Genomic DNA, 15851 nt, shown 5'->3' with positions numbered 1-15851 from the left:
TCATCATTGGGCTGAACTCAAAATGTGACCGGCAGCTTGCCAGCCGGTGGCAACGGCCACGCCGGAGCCGGAACCTTCTTTAATGGGGTCATAGTGCGCCAGCACGCTGCCGGCGCCGTAGAGGTTGGTGAGCGGCTTGCCACCGCGCAGCACTCTGAGCTTGTCGTCGGTCTTGACCCCGAAGCCCATGAAGGGGTGGTGGTCGAACAGGCGACGGCCAGCCCAGGCGTCCCGCTCGGGCAGGCTCAACACATCGGCGTTGAAGATGGGCTCGCGAATGCCGCGCAGGCGGGACTCCAGCCCGCGGCTGAAGAAGCTGCCGGAGGCGAGCACGAAGTGGTCTGCCTCGAACAGCTGATCGTCGCCATTCTGGCTGTGCACGCCAATCACCCGATCGCCCTCGTAACGGGCGCCCAGCACCCGCTCGCTGGTGAGGAAGGTGCCGCCAAGAGCCATGAAGCGGCGCTTGAGCGCCTCCTGCATCCGCATGCCGATCAGCGACGGCGGCATGGTGGCCACCTCCTTGATGATGCAGCCGGTGCGCTGCTCCAGCTCCGCCAGGCGCGGGCCGACCAGCCCCAGCGACAAGCAGGCGGGCAGCACCAGGTGATGGCAGCGCGGCTCACCGCTCTCTTGCACCAGGCGGCTGATCTCGCGGGCCAGATCCGTCAGCAGGTCACGCTGGTCATTGCCCTGCTTGTCGAACAGGCGGGCGATGTCGGCGGAGCGAAACTCGTGGGGATTGCGGCTGAACTCGGCCAGCTGGGGCAGGCGGAGCTCCCCGGTCAGGATGCGGCAGTGGGCGAAGCGCGTGTGGGTCGCCAGGTTGGCGGCCGCGAGCTCGGGGTGAAAGTCGCGAAATCCCTCCAGGGTGGCCAGCAGGATGGCGTCGGGGGCCGGCGCGTCGGTCACGCAGGCGCAGGTGTCGGGGGAGAGCCAGGTGGCTTTGAGGGTACCGATGGGGGTCAGCCGCTGGTGGTTGCGCTCCTGGCGAAACAGCGGCAATCCCTGCGCGGCGCAGTGGCGCTGCAGATCATCGAGGCTCGCCGCGATATGGGTCAGCCCCACCTTGTTGTAGGGATGCTCGGGGTTGGCGGCCATGAAGGCGGGCAGGGCGGCGCGGGGATCCCCTTCGCTCTCCAGCAGATCGACCGAGCCGGAGGAGAAGTGCAGGGCGCTCTGGCCGGAGGCCATCAGCAGGGTCTTCTGGCCGGCCTCGGCCAGGCGCAGGGCCGCCGAGAGGCCCGCCATGCCGCCGCCGATAACGATGCTGTCAAATTTCATGGCTGCGCTCCTTGGTGGGATTTGCGGTGCTGGCATCGAGCGGGAAGGGCGGCTCGGCCACCAGGTGGGGGGCCGTCCACTCGCCAAGGCCGAACAGCCCCTCGTAGATCCAGTAGGTAAATTCGGCTTCGCGCAGGGCATCGCCCCATAGCACCGGCCGGGTGCCCTTGTAGCGCTCCTCCAGGAACTGGCGCAGCATGACGCACGCCTGACGGCCGTCGGCCTTGCCGTACTCCTGCATCAGGCCGGCGGCGCGATAGGCGCACAGCTCCCCCTGACAGGGGCCCATGCCCAGACGGGTGCGGCGGCGCAGATCCACCAGGTTGTCCACATCCAGCTCGCGCAGGGCATATTCAATCTCGCCGGCAGTGACCATCTCGCACTCGCAGATGAGGGCGTTGGCCTTGGGATTGTCGCGGAAAAAGGCGATGACCCGCTCGCCGTGGCGGTACTGGGCCGAGCCTTCGGCCGGCACCGAGAGGCCGGGGGCGGAGACCTTCTCCGGATCCCGCGAGCCGGGCAGGCTAAGTTCGGCGGTGCGGCAGGGCTTGCTGTTGCCAAGCTTCTTGGCCAGCAGATCGGTGGCCCATTCAGCCATCAGCCGGTAGGTCATCAGTTTGCCGCCGGTGATGGTATTGAACCCCTTGAGGCCGTCACGTTCGGCGTGATCCAGCAGCACGATGCCGCGACTGATGTTGCGGCCGGTGTCGTCGCCATCCACCGCCACCAGCGGGCGCACCCCTGCGTAGGCGCGCAGCAATCGGGTGCGAGCCATGATGGGGGCAAGCTTGATCCCCTCGCGCAGCAGTACTTCCACCTCTTCGGGCTCGACGGTGAGCTGGTCAATCTTGTGGTAATCGATACGACTCGACGTGGTGCCGATGAGGGAGATGGTATCGCCCGGCACCAGGATGTCGGCGTCCGCCGGTTTGCGGGCGCGGTTGAGCACCAGCTGGTTGATGCGGTAATCCATGATGAGCAGGGAGCCTTTGGCCGGGAACATGCGGATGCCGAGATCGGCGTACTCGCAGATCTGCTGGCCCCAGATGCCGGCGGCGTTGATCACCTCCTGGCACTCCACCTCGAACGCTTCGCCGGTGCGGGTGTTGATGGCCTTGACCCCGTGCACCCGATCCTGGGTGCGCAGCAGCCCCAGCACCTTGCTGTGGGTGAAGATGCGAGCACCGTGCTCCTTGGCATCCAGCACGTTGGCGGCGGCCAGGCGGAACGGATCGACCGTGCCGTCCGGCACCTGAATGGCGCCGATCAGCGCCGGGTTGACGTTGGGTTCGAGGCGCAGCGCATCGGCGGGATCCAGCTGGCGGGCGTCGATGCCCGCCAGGGCGCAGGCGTCCATGAAGGTATTTTGAAAATTGATGTCATCTTCCGGCAGGGTAATGAAGAGGCCGCCGGTGTCCTCGACGCAGTGGCTGGCGATCCGCTTGAGGATGCGGTTCTCCTGAATGCACTCGCGGGCGGACTCCTGATCCGTCACTGCGTAGCGGGCGCCGGAGTGGAGCAGGCCGTGGTTGCGACCCGTGGTGCCGGCGGCGATGTCGTCGCGCTCAAGCAGGATGCAGTCGATACCGCGCAGTGCGCAATCGCGCATGATGCCGGCTCCGGTGGCGCCACCCCCTATGATGACGACTTGTGTGGTTATTCTTTTCATTCTTGCCCGTCTCATCTCTTCCAGATGGTGCCAGTGTGGCCTGTCTCTGGGCGAAAATGTTTGATATGGGCCAAGTTAATGTTCGCAAACGCTCAAGTTTAGGGGGTTAATGAGCAAACCGTGATTGTTGTCACACTCTAGCAACAGCAGAGGGGGCCGCTGGGCCCCCTCTGTCGACACGAGTCACGGCGCTCAGCCGCAGCACTTCTTGAACTTCTTGCCGCTGCCGCAGGGGCAGGGGTCGTTGCGCCCCACCCGCAGCGGCGCCGGATCCTGCTCGCCGTCGGTGTAGACCCAGCGCCCCTGATGGCGCACGAAGCGGGAGCGCTCATGCAGGCAGTGGCGCGCTTCACCTTCCATGAACCAGGCCTTGAACTCCACCATGCCGAGGGTGTCACCGGGGCCGCCCTGGCTGGCGATGATCTCGAGCCCGTCCCATTGAGTGTCGGTCTGGGAGAGCTGCTCCGCAGTCAGATCCCCTAGATAGTCAGGGTGCCAGCTGTGCACCAGGTACTCCCCCAATCCCAGCACGAAGGCGCTGTAGCGCGAGCGCATCAGCTGCTCCGGGGTCTGGGCGGCGGCGCCCCGGTGCAGTGATCCACAGCACAATTCGAGAGAAAGAGTTGAACCGCAAGGACATTTGTTCATGTGTCTGGCCATCAGAGTCGATAGATATAGAGGGCGGGGATTGTAGCGAAAGCGGGTCCCCGTCGACCAGCATCCTATACTGGTCTGGTAGGAACGGAACGCCCATAAAAATAGCTGCAAGGATGTGAAAGATGACGCTAAAGCAGAAAATTCTGTTGTTGGGAGCCGTCCCCGTGCTCCTGATGGCCCTGGTGGTCAATCTCAGCAACTACATGATTTCAAAGAGTGACCTGGAAGCCGATCTGGTGGTGGCGCGGGAGAATGCGATCAAGGAGCGCAAGGCGTTGCTCAGCAGCTACCTGATGCTGGCCAAGACGGCCGTCGACACTGCCTACAATCAGCCAGACACCCCGGAAGCGCGCAAGCAGGTCACCGAGATCCTGCGGCCATTGCGCTACAGCAGTGACGGCTACTTCTTCGTCTACGACTTCCAGGGCAATACGGTATTGCTGCCGACCCGCCCCGAGATGGAAGGCAAGAACCGCTGGCAGGACAAGGATGCCAAGGGCAAGCTGCTGATCCAGGAGATCGTCAAGGCGGCGCGCCAGGGGGACGGCTTCTCCGAATACTGGACCGCCAAGCCCTCCATCGGCCGGGATGCGCCCAAGCTCTCCTTTAACTTGGTGCTCGACAAGTACCAGTGGGTCATCGGCACCGGCTTTTATATCGACGACATCGACAATGAGCTGGCGGTGCTGCGCACCGAGCGTGAGAGCAACATGCACGATTCGCTGCAGAGCAGCGTGCTGCTGATCCTGGTGATCCTGGGGATCACCCTGGCGGTGACTGTGGTGATCGGCAACCGGGTCACCCGGCCACTGGCGGATGCGGTCTCGGCCCTCAACGACATTGCCGACGGGGAGGGGGATCTGACCCAGCGTCTCAAGGTGCAGAGCCATGACGAGATTGGTCAGCTGGCCACCGCCTTCAACCGCTTCGTGACGCGGATCCAGTCGGTGGTGAGCCAGGTGGGGGAGACCAGCAATCACCTGTTCAGCGCGGTGGAGAAACTGCACCACCTGAGCGAGCACTATGACCATCAGATGCACGGCCACAGCCGGGAGACCGATCAGGTGGTCACCGCGGTGACCGAGATGAGCTCCACCGCCCAGGAAGTGGCGGCCAGCGCCTCCAACGCGGCCACCGCCACCAGCGACGCGGCGCGTGAATCCGATGCGGCTCGCGGCGTGGTGGGCACCGCCATCAACAGCATCAACCGGCTGGTGGGCGAGGTGCACACCGCCTCCGGCGTCATCGAGCAGCTGGCGCAGGAGACCGCCAAGATAGGATCCGTGGTGGAGGTCATTCGCGGCATTGCCGAGCAGACCAACCTGCTGGCGCTCAACGCCGCCATCGAGGCGGCCCGGGCCGGCGAGCAGGGGCGCGGCTTTGCGGTGGTGGCGGACGAAGTCCGATCGCTCGCCGGTCGCACCCAGCAGAGCACCAAGGAGATCAACGAGATGCTGCAGCGCCTGCAGGGCGGGGTGAAGCAGGCGGTGGACGTGATGCAGGCGAGCGAGGAGCGCAGCCAGGAGACGGTGCAGGAGGCGAGCCACATCGCCACCTCCCTCGACAGCATGGTGATGGCGGTCAGCACCATCAACGACATGAACATCCAGATAGCCACTGCCGCCGAGGAGCAGCATGCGGTCTCCGAGGAGATCAACAAGAACCTGGTGGCCATTCAGCAGATCGTCAGCGAGCTGACCGACGCGGCGGTCGAGTCCAACAGCACCACCCGCGATCTCGCCAGCACCGGCGACAAACTGCGCAAGCTGGTCTCCCAGTTCCGCTACTGATGGGGTGACAAGAGGGGGATGTCCCTCACAAGATGCGGCCTGAACCCCGGTTCAGGCCGCACTTTATTTGGGGATTGACCAATAATATGTGAAAATTGGCCCCCTCTGTGTCAGCCCTTGCCCCGTACCCTATGAATGAGATCGTGAAAGGCAGTATCGATTTGATCCGTCAGCTCAACTATGGCCTGGTCTACGCCAGCCTGGAGGAGCACAAGGAGCTGTCCCGTACCGATCTCTCCCGCTTGACCGGCCTTTCGCCTGCCAGCATCACCAAGATCACCCGCGAGCTGCTCGACGGCGGTCTGGTGGTCACCTGTGGCGAGAGCTCGGTGGGGCGCGGTCGCCGCCAGATCCTGCTGCGCATCAATGAGCGCCGCTTCCAGTTTCTCTCCATGCGCCTTGGCCGCGGCTATGTGGACATGGCGCTGTTCGATCTGGCCGGTCGCTCGCTCGCCCGTCATCGCCATGTCTTCAGCGAAGGGGAGCGCGCCGACCTGCTGGCCAGCCTGGTGCGGGCCATTGAGGGCTTCTTGCCCAAGAAGGCGCTGCGCCTCGCCTGCATCGCCCTCTGCCTGCCGGGCCAGGTGGAGCGCCACTCCGGCATGGTCAAACACTTCCCCTTCTACGATCTGCGCAACTGGCCGCTCGGCCCCACCCTGCAGGAGGCCTTCGCGGTGCCCGTGCTGGTGAGTGGCGACGTGCGCACCTGGATCCAGGCCGAGCGTGAGTGGGGGGCCGCCAAGAACTGCGCCGATGCGGTACTGGTGTTCGTGCACAACGACATCGGGGTCGGCATGGTGGTCAACGGCCAGCTCATCGAGAGCGAGTCGGCCCTGCTCGGCGATCTCAGCCACCTGCAGCTTGAGCCCTACGGTCAGCGCTGCTATTGCGGCGGCTTTGGCTGTGCCTGCACGCTAGTGACCAATCAGGCGCTCGAAGCCCAGTACCGGGATCTGCGCGAGCGGATGCAGGAGTACGATCTGCCGGAGAGCGTTACCATTCGTGAGCTGTGCGAGCTGGCGCTGGCGGGCAACAGCCTCTGCCAGGACATCCTCCATCAGGCGGCGGGGCGGCTCTCCCGGGTGCTCTCCAACCTCATCTGCCTGCTCAATCCGGGCAAGCTGCTGCTGGGGGGGGAAATCACCCGCGCCGATCGGCTGCTGTTCCCCATGCTGCACCAGTCGCTGGCAAGCCAATTGCCGGCCGAATACCTGGTGCGGCTGCAGATTGAATCCACCCACTTCTACGAAGATCCCACCAAACCCACCTCGGTGCAGGTGCACAAGGCTCTGCGCGACGGCAGCCTGCTGCTCGACTTGTTGCGAGGCGACAAGGAGGCATGAAGTTGGGGTTGCAAGGACGCATCCTCCTCATGCTCTGTCTGGTCAGTCTGCTGCAGCTGGTGCTGCTGAGCGGGGCCAGTTACTACTATGTGTCCGAGCAGCGCTACCGCGAGGTGGGGGATCAGGCCCTCGACGTGGCGCGGCTGGTGGCCCGCGAGCAGGGCGTGCTGGCCGGGGTGAAGCGGGCCGACACCGCCCGTCTCAACGTGCTGGTGGAGCGGATCCGCACCGAAGTCGGCGCCAGCTACATCGTCATCGGCGACAAAGACGCGCGCCGGCTGGTGCACCCCAATGCGGATCGCATCGGCCAACCCATGATGGGGGATGATCCGAAGCGGGCGCTGCAGGGGGAGGCCTACATCTCCCGTGCGCAAGGGTCCCTCGGGGTCTCGGTGCGCGGCAAGAGCCCCATCCGCGATGAGCTCGGTCAGATCATCGGGGTGGTCTCGGTCGGTTATCTGGTGCGGGATATCGAGGCGGATCTGCAGGGGTTCCTGCGTTTCGGCCTCGCCATGACCCTGCTCATCGTGCTGCTCAACAGCCTGGCCGCCGCCTGGCTGGCCCGCCGTTACAAACGTGCCATCCTTGGCTTCGAGCCCGAGCAGATCGGCCGCCTCTATGCTGAACTCGACTGCACCCTGCGCACCGTGCGCGAGGGGATCCTCACCATCGACGAGCAGGGCCGGCTCACCTCCCTCAATCCCAATGGCATCCGCTTGCTGCGCCTTGACGAGCAGACGGCCCGGGCCGCCATCGGCCAACCCGTCACCCGGCTGCTGCCGGAGAGCCGTATGCTCTCCCTCATTCAGGATCCGCGCCCCCAGTTTGACGAGGAGATAGTGCTCAACGGCCAGTCCCTCATCGTCAACCGGCTGCCGCTGGTGCGCGATGGCAAGCTGATCGGCGCGGTATCGAGCTTTCGGCGCAAGGACGAGCTGGCCGAACTGAGCGCCCAGCTCTCTCAGGTGCAGGCCTACAGCGATCTGCTACGGGTGCAGACCCACGAACACCACAACCAGCTCGGCACCATCGCCGGGCTCATCGAGCTCGGGGCCACCCGCGAGGCGCTCGCCTTCATCGGGCGGGAGGCGGCCACCGAGCAGAGCCTGCTCAGCTTCCTGCTGCGCGCCATCGCCAAGCCCAAGGTGGCCGGCCTGCTGCTCGGCAAATACCACAGGGCTCACGAGCTGGGGCTGGTGTTGGAGGTGGACCCGGATTCGCGCCTGCACGACATTCCCCTTCGCGTCAGCGGCTCCCAGCTGGTGACGGTACTGGGCAACCTCATCGACAATGCCTTCGAGGCGACCCGTCGCCACGGTGCCCCCTACCGGCCGGTGCGGGTGGCGCTGAGCGATCTCGGCCAGGATCTCATTCTGGAGGTGGAAGACGGGGCGGGGGGGATCGATCCCGCGCTGGCGGATCGCCTGTTCGAGCGGGGCGTCAGCAGCAAGGCGGAGCCGGATCATGGCATCGGCCTCGCGCTGGTGCGCAAGACCCTGGATGCCCTGCAGGGGCAGATCACCATCGAAGCCACGGCGCAGGGGAGTTGCGTCGTCTGTTACATTCCCAAGGAGGTGTGAGTGATCAAGATCCTGATCGTCGAGGATGACCCGGCCATTGCCGAGATCCACCGCCGCTTCGTGCAGCGGCTGGCGGGTTTCGAGGTGCTGGGGGTGGCGCTCACTCTGTTCGATGCCAGGGAGCAGATAGAGATCCTCAAGCCCGAGCTGGTGCTGCTGGACGTCTGGCTGCCCGATGGCGAGGGCTTTGCCCTGCTGCGGGAGCTGCGCCAGGCGGGAGCTTCCCTCGACGTGATACTGCTCACCGCGGCGCGGGAGGCCGGCGCCCTGCAGGAGGCAATGCGGCTCGGGGTGGTGGATTTCATCCTCAAGCCCGTGGTGTTCGAGCGGCTGCGCGACACCCTCGACAAATATTGCCAGAACCGCGCTGCCCTGGCGGCGCTGGCCGACATCGATCAGCAGGCGGTGGACGCCCTGCTGGGGACGCCGTTGCAGCAGGTGGCGGCGGGCGGCCTGCCCAAGGGGATCGACGGGCTCACCCTGCAGCGGGTGCTGGCGGCGCTGGGATCGCAGGGGGCCAGCGCCGAGGAGATAGGCAACCGGGTCGGGGTGAGCCGCACCACGGCGCGCCGCTATCTGGAGTTTTTGGTGGGGCAGCAGCTGGCGAGCCCGGAGCTGGAGTACGGCACCGTGGGCCGGCCGGAGCGGCGTTATCGCCAGCCCTGAGCGAGATAGCCCCCCATCTCGTCTTGCCAATAAAAAGAGCGCCTGTCGGCGCTCTTTTGCTGTGTGGGATCCGCCAACTCAGCTCGGCTCGGATTGCAGTGTGGCGGCCGGTGCGCGGCGCGCCTGCCACCACTGCCACACCGGCAACAGCAGCATCACCAGGGTGATCAGCGTGAAGGCGAGGGTGATGGGGCGCTCCCACAGGAAGCTCAGGGAGCCGTCGTTGATCACCAGGGCCCGGCGCAGGTTGTCCTCCAGCATGCCCCCCAGGATGAAGCCGAGCAGCATGGGCGCCATGGGGAAGTCCAGCAGGCGCAGGCCGATGGCGATCAGCGCCACCAGCGCCATCACATAGATGTCCATGGTGTTGAAGGAGACCAGATAGACCCCGATCAGCGAAAACAGCAGCACCATGGGGATGAGCACGGGGCGTGGCACCTGCAGGATCTTGGCCAGATAGGGGATGAGCGGCAGATTGAGGATCAGCAGCACCACGTTGCCCAGGTACATGGAGATGATCACCGACCAGAACACGTCCGGGTGCTCCATGAACAGTCGCGGGCCCGGCTGGATGCCGTAGGCGATGAGGGCCCCCAGCATCAGCGCCGTGGTGCCGGAGCCCGGGATCCCCAGGGTCAGCAGCGGCACGAAGGCCCCGCTGGAGGCGGCGTTGTTGGCCGCTTCCGGCGCGGCGATGCCGGTCAGGCTGCCCTTGCCGAACTCCTCCTGCCTGCGCTTGCTGGCGAAGTTGCGCTCGGCGCCATAGGCCATGAAGGAGGCGATGGTGGCGCCAGCCCCCGGCAGCACGCCGATGAGAAAACCCATCACCGAGGAGCGGGCAATGGGGGGCGCGATTTCTTTGACCTCGTCCCTGCTCAGCTTGAGGGAGCCGAGCTGCTGGATCTTGCGTGCCTCCTCCTTGCTGGTGTCCTTGCCCGGGCGCAGCACCGTCATCAGGATCTCCGCCAGGGCGAAGGTGGCCATGGCCAGCAGCAGGAAGGAGAAGCCGTCGCGCAAGTCCGGCAGACCGAAGGTGAACCTGTCCACCCCGACGCTGCGATCGATGCCGACGGTGGAGAGCATGATGCCGAACAGCGCCATGATCAGCGCCTTGATCACCTGGCCCTTGCCGGCAAAGGCCGCCACAGCCGAGAGCCCCAGCACCATCAGGGCGAAGTAGTCCGCCGACTGGAACGAGAGGGAGACCTTGGCCAGCAGCGGCGCCGCCACCATCAGGAAGATGGCCGACAGGGTGCCGCCGGTGAAGGAGGCGTAGGCGGCGATGGCCAGCGCCTTGCCCGCCTGCCCCTTGCAGGCCAGCGGATAGCCGTCGATAGCGGTGATCATGCTGGCGGAGCAGCCCGGGGTGTTGATCAGGATGGAGGAGGTGGAACCGCCGAACATGGAGCCGTAATAGACCCCGGCCATCAAAATGATGCCGGAGGCGGGATCCAGCCCGTAGGTGATGGGGATCATCAGGGCGATGGCGGTGACGGGCCCAAGGCCCGGCAGCATGCCGATGAAGGTGCCGACGAAACAGCCGACGATCACCATGAAGATGTTGATGGGCATCATGGCAGTGCCCAGTCCTTGTAGAATGCCGTCTAACATGGGTTCTCCTTATCCCAGCAACTGGGTGAACAGCCGGCCCGGCTCGAGGTAGACGTTGAGCCCCTTGGTGAGCAGGGCCCAGAAGATGAGGGTGAACGGCAGGCTCACCTTGCAGGCGAAGGCGAGGCTCTGCTCGCCCATCAGCCGGATCCCGCCGATGAGAAACAGGGTGGTGGCGACCAAAAAACCGAGCCAGCCAAGGGCCAGGCCGTAAGCCAGCATCAGCAGCAACAGGGCAAACACCAGCCGCCAGTTGCCGCTCTCCCGCTGCAGCCGCTCGCCGCCCGGAAAGCAGATCAGCAGCAGGGAGAGCAGGGCGCCAGCGCCGGCCAGGGCATAGGGCAGGGTGCTGGCGGTGAAGGGTTCATATTCATCCCCGGGGTAGCCGGGGATCTGGGTGGCGTGATAGCCGTAGGCGAGGGAGAGCAGCAAAAACAGCAGCCCCCCGAGTCGCTCTTTGGTCAAATGCATGGGATGACTCCGATGGGCGGGCCAGGCCCGCCGACAGTGGGATTACTTGATGAAGCCGAGTTCGCGCATCAGGCCGCCGATCTGCTGCTCCTGCTGGATCAGAAAGGCGGTGAACTCGGGGCCGGCCTGATAGAGATTGGTCCAGTTGTTGCGGGCACGGACCGTCTCCCACTCCGGCTTGTCATACATCTGCTTGAGCAGGGCGGCGAATTCGGCCGACTTGTCGGCGCTGACGGCGGGGGAGGCGAAATAGCCGCGCCAGTTGGCAAAGACAGTGGGGTTGCCCTGCTCGCTGAAGGTGGGCACCTCGCTCGCATCCGGCATCCGGGTCGGGGCCGTCATGCCGAGGATCCGCATCTGGCCCGACTTGACCGCCTCCATCGCCTCGCCAAAGCCGGTGGAGAGCACCTGGGTTTCTCCTGCCAGCACCGCCGCCATGGCGCTGCCACCGGCGTCATAGGCCACGTAGCGCAGCTTGCCGGCATCGGCCCCGGCATTCTTGAAGGTCATGGCCGCCACCAGATGATCCAGGCTGCCACGGGCGGAACCGCCGGCAATCTTCACCTTGGCGGGGTTCTCCTGATAGGCGGCCAGCAGCTGGGGCCAGCTCTGATAGGGGGAGTCCAGCGGCACGGCCAGCGCCTGGTAGTCGGCGATGATGGCGGCCACCGGGGTGAGATCCCGGAACGATTGCGGCAGCTCCTTGGAGAGGGATTTGACGATGATGGGGGTGGAGTTGACCATCAGGGTCTTGTCGGACTGGGCCGAGGTCTCGATGAGGTGAGCGATGGCCTTGGCACCGCCACCGGCCGAGATGTTCTGGTAGGAGGCGGTGGTGATGAGGCCGGATTTGGTCAGCGCCTCGCCGGTGCCGCGGGCGGTGTTGTCCCAGCCGCCGCCGGCACCGCCCGGAATGAGGAAGTGGATTTCGTCGATCTTGGCCTGGGCGCCGAGGCTGGCGCCCAGCAGGCAGCAGAGCAACGTGCGTTTGAGGGTTCCTTGCAACATGGTGTACTCCTTGTGATTGTTGCAGGAAGGTTAATTAATCGCGATTGGTCGGCAAACAATCTGACCGTAATGGCTATTAAGGCTGTTGTGGTCATTGTGTTCATTCTGGTCACGGCAGGGTGAGGCAGGGTCATGACGGGGCTGAAGGTCGTCAGAATGGTACTGCGGTGACGGCTGAAAAGGCGCGCGGCTCCCCATCTGACGGGAGCCTCGCGGATGACGATCTGGCTTATCCCTGTGATGCGGGTGCGGCGGAGACCTGGTCGCCGCCGGTGCCCTGCTGCTTGATGGCCTCGGTCGCCTGCTGCCTGCGCTGCAACTGCTCCATCACCAGCTTGTAGGCGATGTAGTATTTGTAGATGTTGCCCACGTAGGTCACGGTTTCCGGCCCAATCTTCTCCGCCGCCACGTACTCGACGTTGTGAAACCAGACGTTGGGATCCAGCCCCCGTTTCTTGGCCTCGGTGCGCAGCCGTGCCACCCTGGCGGGGCCGGCGTTGTAGGAGGCGAATGAGAAGAGCGCCTTGTCGAGGGCCGTCATGGGCTCGTCTGCATAGTAGTGGTCGATCATCCAGCGCATGTATTTGACGCCGCCGTGGATGTTGGGCTCGAGCTGGCGGATGTCGCCCACTTTGAGCCCCTTGCCGGTGGCGGGCATGATCTGCATGATGCCGATGGCGCCGACGTGGCTGCGCGCCTTGTGATTGAGGGCCGACTCCTGATAGCCCTGGGCCGCCATCAGCAACCAGTCCACCTCGTATTTCTCGCCATATTCGCGAAACAGATCCACCACCTGCAGAAACTTCTGGCGCTCGGCGTCGGCGGCGGCGCTCTTGACGAACTTGTTCTGCTTGAGATAGCGGGCCAGGATGGCGTCACCGCTGTGTTTGCCGCGCAGGGCGGCTATCTGTTCATTGAGCATGGCCAGCAACTGCGGACTCTCCTTGCGCACCGCCCAGGCGATGACCCCCCCTTGGCGGAACACTGGCTGCTCATGGATGCGGATGGCGGGGAAGATCTTCTGCCAGAACCGGGCCTTGTGCTCATCCATGACGATGAAGGGCAGCAGGCCGGCATTGACCATCTCCACCAGATCTTCATCCTCCAGCGCCTCCGGGGCCGGCTGGATGTCGACAAGCGGCTCTCCCGCCGCCTTGCGCGCCTGGTTGTAGGCCGTGAGGCTCTCGAAGTAGCTGGAGGAGGGGCGCACATAGACCCGTTGGCCGGCGAGATCGGCGGCGCTCTCTACCTTGGGAGAGGCAGGTCCTGAGATGAGCAGTTCCCGCACGTTCTCCAGCAGAGGGTCGGTAAAGAGCACCCCCTGCAGTTTGCGCTGCTCGGTGATGGTGAGATTGGCGGCGGCGATGTCGCCCTTGCCCGCGATGAGGGCTTCCAGCAGGGCCTCGCGCGCTACCGGGATGAAGACCAGGTGCAGCTTGAGATGGCGCTTGAGGCTCTTTTGCTTGCGTAACTGCTCGTTGAGCCGCTTCTCCACCTCGATGAAGGCATCGTAGGTGACACCCCGCTGCACCCCCTTGTAGATGAAATAGCCGGTCTTGTTGTAGGTGGTGAGCACCCGGATGGTGCGCCGTGCCAGCATGGCATCCAGATCGCCGAGCAGGGACTGGGCCAGCTGATCGCTGCTAAAAGCCAGGGCGGCCGGCTCGGGCTCGGCTTCCTCTGCGGGGGAGGTTTGCGCTGGCGTGGCGGCCTGCAGCGGGCCGCACAGCAGCCAGCCCAGAAGGATCCATAACCGTATCATGACGATGCCCTCGTGTGTTTCATTGAGTGTAAGCGGCATGGGGCGGGCGCTTTAGCTCATTGGGTTTGGTCGGTGAGGGGCACATAGCACTATAGGCCCTATCCTGCGGGGGCGAGGTGGTGGGGCTTAGGCGAAAAGGAGAGCGGCATAAACGAAAAGGGGAGCCATAACGGCTCCCCTTGGGTTGGCGGGCTTGGTGCTAGACCGTTGGCGCTAGAACCAGAAGCCGATGATGAAGGAGCCCGCCAGGGTCAGCATGACGTTGGCCACCGCATAGGTGCCGGCATAGCCGAGCGCCGGGATGGAGCTGTTGGCCGCCTCGTTCACCACGTCCATGGCCGGGGCGCAGGTGCGGGCCCCCGTGATGGCGCCGAGCAGCAGGGCCGGGTTCATCTTCAGCACCCAGACCCCGAACAGGTAGCCCACCAGCACCGGCAAGGTGGTCACCAGCATGCCGGAGAAGAGCACCACGGCACCGACCTGGCTCAGGTGATCCAGAATGCCGCCGCCGGCTTTGAGGCCGGTGCTCACCATGAATACCGCCAGACCGAGATCCTTGGCCAGACGCAGGGCGCCCGGCGGCACGTAGCCAACGGTGGGGTGGTTGGCGCGCAGGTAGCCCATCAGGATCCCCGCCAGCAGCAGGCCGACGGCGTTGCCCAGCCCAAACTCCAGCTGGCCGAACACCAGGGAGACGGAGCCTATCAGCAGCCCCAGCACGAAGAAGGTGGTGAAGGCCACCAGATCCGTGGTCTGGCTGTGGATGCTGATGAAGCCGATCTTGTTGGCCAGCAGCTTGACCCGCTGCTTCTCGCCGCTGATCTGCAGCACGTCACCCTTTTGCAGCATGATGTTGCGATCAAAGGGCATCTCTATCTGGGAGCGCACCACCCGGTTGAGGAAGCAGCCCTTCTCGGTGAGGTTGAGCTCGACCAGATGGCGACCCACCACCGCATCGTTTTTCACCACTATCTCTTCGGTGACGATCTGCAGGTCAAGCAGGTTGCGGTCGAACACCTCCTTGCCGTTGCGGTAGTTGACGTCGAGCTTCTCGTGGCTCTCGGGGTAACCCACCAGGGCGATCTCGTCCCCTTCCTGGATGACGGCATCGCCATCCGGGCTCGCCAGAATGCCGTTGCGGCGGATCCGCTCCACGTAGCAGCCGGTGTGGGGGTAGATGCCGGTCTCGCGCAGGGTGCGGCCACCGATCCAGGCCGCCAGTTCCGGGCCGACCCGGTAGGCACGGATGATGGGCAGGTAGGTCTTGCGGCTCTCGTTGTCGGAGAGGCCGCGCTCGCGGGCGATCTTTTGCGCCTCGGTGTTGAGGTCGAGCCGTGCCAGTGAAGGCAGGTAGCGTACCACCAGCATCAGGCCGACCAGCCCCACCAGATAGGTCAGTGCATAGCCGATGCCCATGTTGTCGAGCACCGACTGCATGTCGGTCTGATGGGGCAGGTTGAGCAGGCCGCTGCGCAGGGCATCCTGGGCGCCCACCAGCGCCGGGGTCGAGGTGAGCGAGCCGGCCAGGATGCCGGCCGCCATGCCCGGCCCCAGGTTGAAGAACTTGGCCAGCCCCACGGTGAGGAAGAGGGCGGTCAGCAGGATCACCAGGGTGAGGGTGATGTAGTGGATGCCGTCACGCAGGAAGACGCTGAAGAAGTGCGGCCCCGCTTCTATCCCCACGCAGAAGATGAACAGCATGAAGCCGACGTTCTCCGTGGTGGCGGTGAATTCGAAGCCCATCTGGCCGAACAGTAGGGCGGTAAACAGCACGCCGATGGTGTTGCCGATCTGGAAGTTGCCGAACCTGACTTTACCGAGCAGCAGGCCGAAGGCCAGTACCACGAACAGCAGCAGGGAGTCGCTTTGATGTAGCAGTGTCACAAAATCTATGGTCATGCCCGGAAAAACCGAGGAAAAAAGTGGGGCCGATATTGTGCCGGATCCCTCACCAATAAAGAAGCGTCAAAGGAGGATTAATCGGCACTAACCCGCCACTCGCCCCGCCTG

At 64.7% G+C, this 15851-nt stretch carries 12 protein-coding genes; 4 read left to right on the top strand and 8 right to left on the bottom strand.

What is annotated here, in order from left to right; all coding sequences use genetic code 11:
* Positions 1-3 precede the first annotated feature (3 nt).
* The 3 genes from glpB to PG900_RS03985 form a co-directional block, all read right to left on the bottom strand.
* A complete protein-coding gene (gene glpB / locus PG900_RS03995; protein ID WP_270830960.1) occupies positions 4-1284 on the bottom strand; it encodes a glycerol-3-phosphate dehydrogenase subunit GlpB in 1281 nt (426 codons plus the stop codon).
* Positions 1274-2953, bottom strand: coding sequence for an anaerobic glycerol-3-phosphate dehydrogenase subunit A (gene glpA, locus PG900_RS03990; RefSeq protein WP_270830959.1), 1680 nt, complete (start codon positions 2951-2953; stop codon positions 1274-1276). The genes glpB and glpA overlap by 11 nt, the downstream gene beginning before the upstream one ends.
* Before the next feature lie 192 nt (positions 2954-3145).
* The gene (locus tag PG900_RS03985) at positions 3146-3601 is read right to left on the bottom strand and encodes a YchJ family protein (protein WP_127908180.1); all 456 of its coding nucleotides are present in this window, start codon (positions 3599-3601) and stop codon (positions 3146-3148) included.
* Between the two features lie 131 nt (positions 3602-3732).
* Here PG900_RS03985 and PG900_RS03980 point away from each other — a divergent pair, with 131 nt between their 5' ends.
* The 4 genes from PG900_RS03980 to PG900_RS03965 all read left to right on the top strand — a co-directional run bounded on the left by PG900_RS03980 (position 3733) and on the right by PG900_RS03965 (position 8989).
* Positions 3733-5400, top strand: coding sequence for a methyl-accepting chemotaxis protein (locus tag PG900_RS03980; RefSeq protein ID WP_270830958.1), 1668 nt, complete (start codon positions 3733-3735; stop codon positions 5398-5400).
* 131 nt (positions 5401-5531) lie between these two features.
* Positions 5532-6743 carry an ROK family transcriptional regulator gene (locus PG900_RS03975; protein ID WP_270799178.1) on the top strand — a complete coding sequence of 404 codons (1212 nt, stop codon included), beginning with the start codon at positions 5532-5534 and terminating at the stop codon, positions 6741-6743.
* Positions 6740-8323 (top strand): ATP-binding protein, encoded by a 1584-nt coding sequence (locus PG900_RS03970; RefSeq protein WP_270799180.1) that lies wholly within the window; start codon positions 6740-6742, stop codon positions 8321-8323. The genes PG900_RS03975 and PG900_RS03970 overlap by 4 nt, the downstream gene beginning before the upstream one ends.
* Positions 8324-8989: a response regulator gene (locus PG900_RS03965; protein WP_270799182.1), complete on the top strand. Its 666-nt coding sequence runs from the start codon at positions 8324-8326 to the stop codon at positions 8987-8989.
* 78 nt (positions 8990-9067) lie between these two features.
* On the opposite strand, the gene PG900_RS03960 is transcribed toward PG900_RS03965, so the two are convergent.
* The 5 genes from PG900_RS03960 to PG900_RS03940 form a co-directional block, all read right to left on the bottom strand.
* A complete protein-coding gene (locus PG900_RS03960; RefSeq protein ID WP_270830957.1) occupies positions 9068-10600 on the bottom strand; it encodes a tripartite tricarboxylate transporter permease in 1533 nt (510 codons plus the stop codon).
* 9 nt (positions 10601-10609) lie between these two features.
* Positions 10610-11071: a tripartite tricarboxylate transporter TctB family protein gene (locus tag PG900_RS03955; protein WP_010634132.1), complete on the bottom strand. Its 462-nt coding sequence runs from the start codon at positions 11069-11071 to the stop codon at positions 10610-10612.
* A 42-nt stretch (positions 11072-11113) separates the two neighbouring features.
* Positions 11114-12079 carry a tripartite tricarboxylate transporter substrate binding protein gene (locus PG900_RS03950; protein ID WP_029301042.1) on the bottom strand — a complete coding sequence of 322 codons (966 nt, stop codon included), beginning with the start codon at positions 12077-12079 and terminating at the stop codon, positions 11114-11116.
* Positions 12080-12308: 229 nt separating this feature from the next.
* On the bottom strand, positions 12309-13841 hold the full coding sequence (locus PG900_RS03945; protein ID WP_270830956.1) for a lytic transglycosylase F: 1533 nt from the start codon (positions 13839-13841) through the stop codon (positions 12309-12311).
* A gap of 213 nt (positions 13842-14054) precedes the next feature.
* Positions 14055-15740: an aspartate:alanine antiporter gene (locus tag PG900_RS03940; protein WP_011706282.1), complete on the bottom strand. Its 1686-nt coding sequence runs from the start codon at positions 15738-15740 to the stop codon at positions 14055-14057.
* Positions 15741-15851 lie beyond the last annotated feature (111 nt).

The organism is Aeromonas sp. QDB03 (assembly GCF_027707985.1).
GTDB classification, from domain to species: Bacteria; Pseudomonadota; Gammaproteobacteria; order Enterobacterales; family Aeromonadaceae; genus Aeromonas; species Aeromonas hydrophila.
Note: the sequence above shows the minus strand (reverse complement) of the source record. Positions and strands in the feature narration are given on the sequence as shown.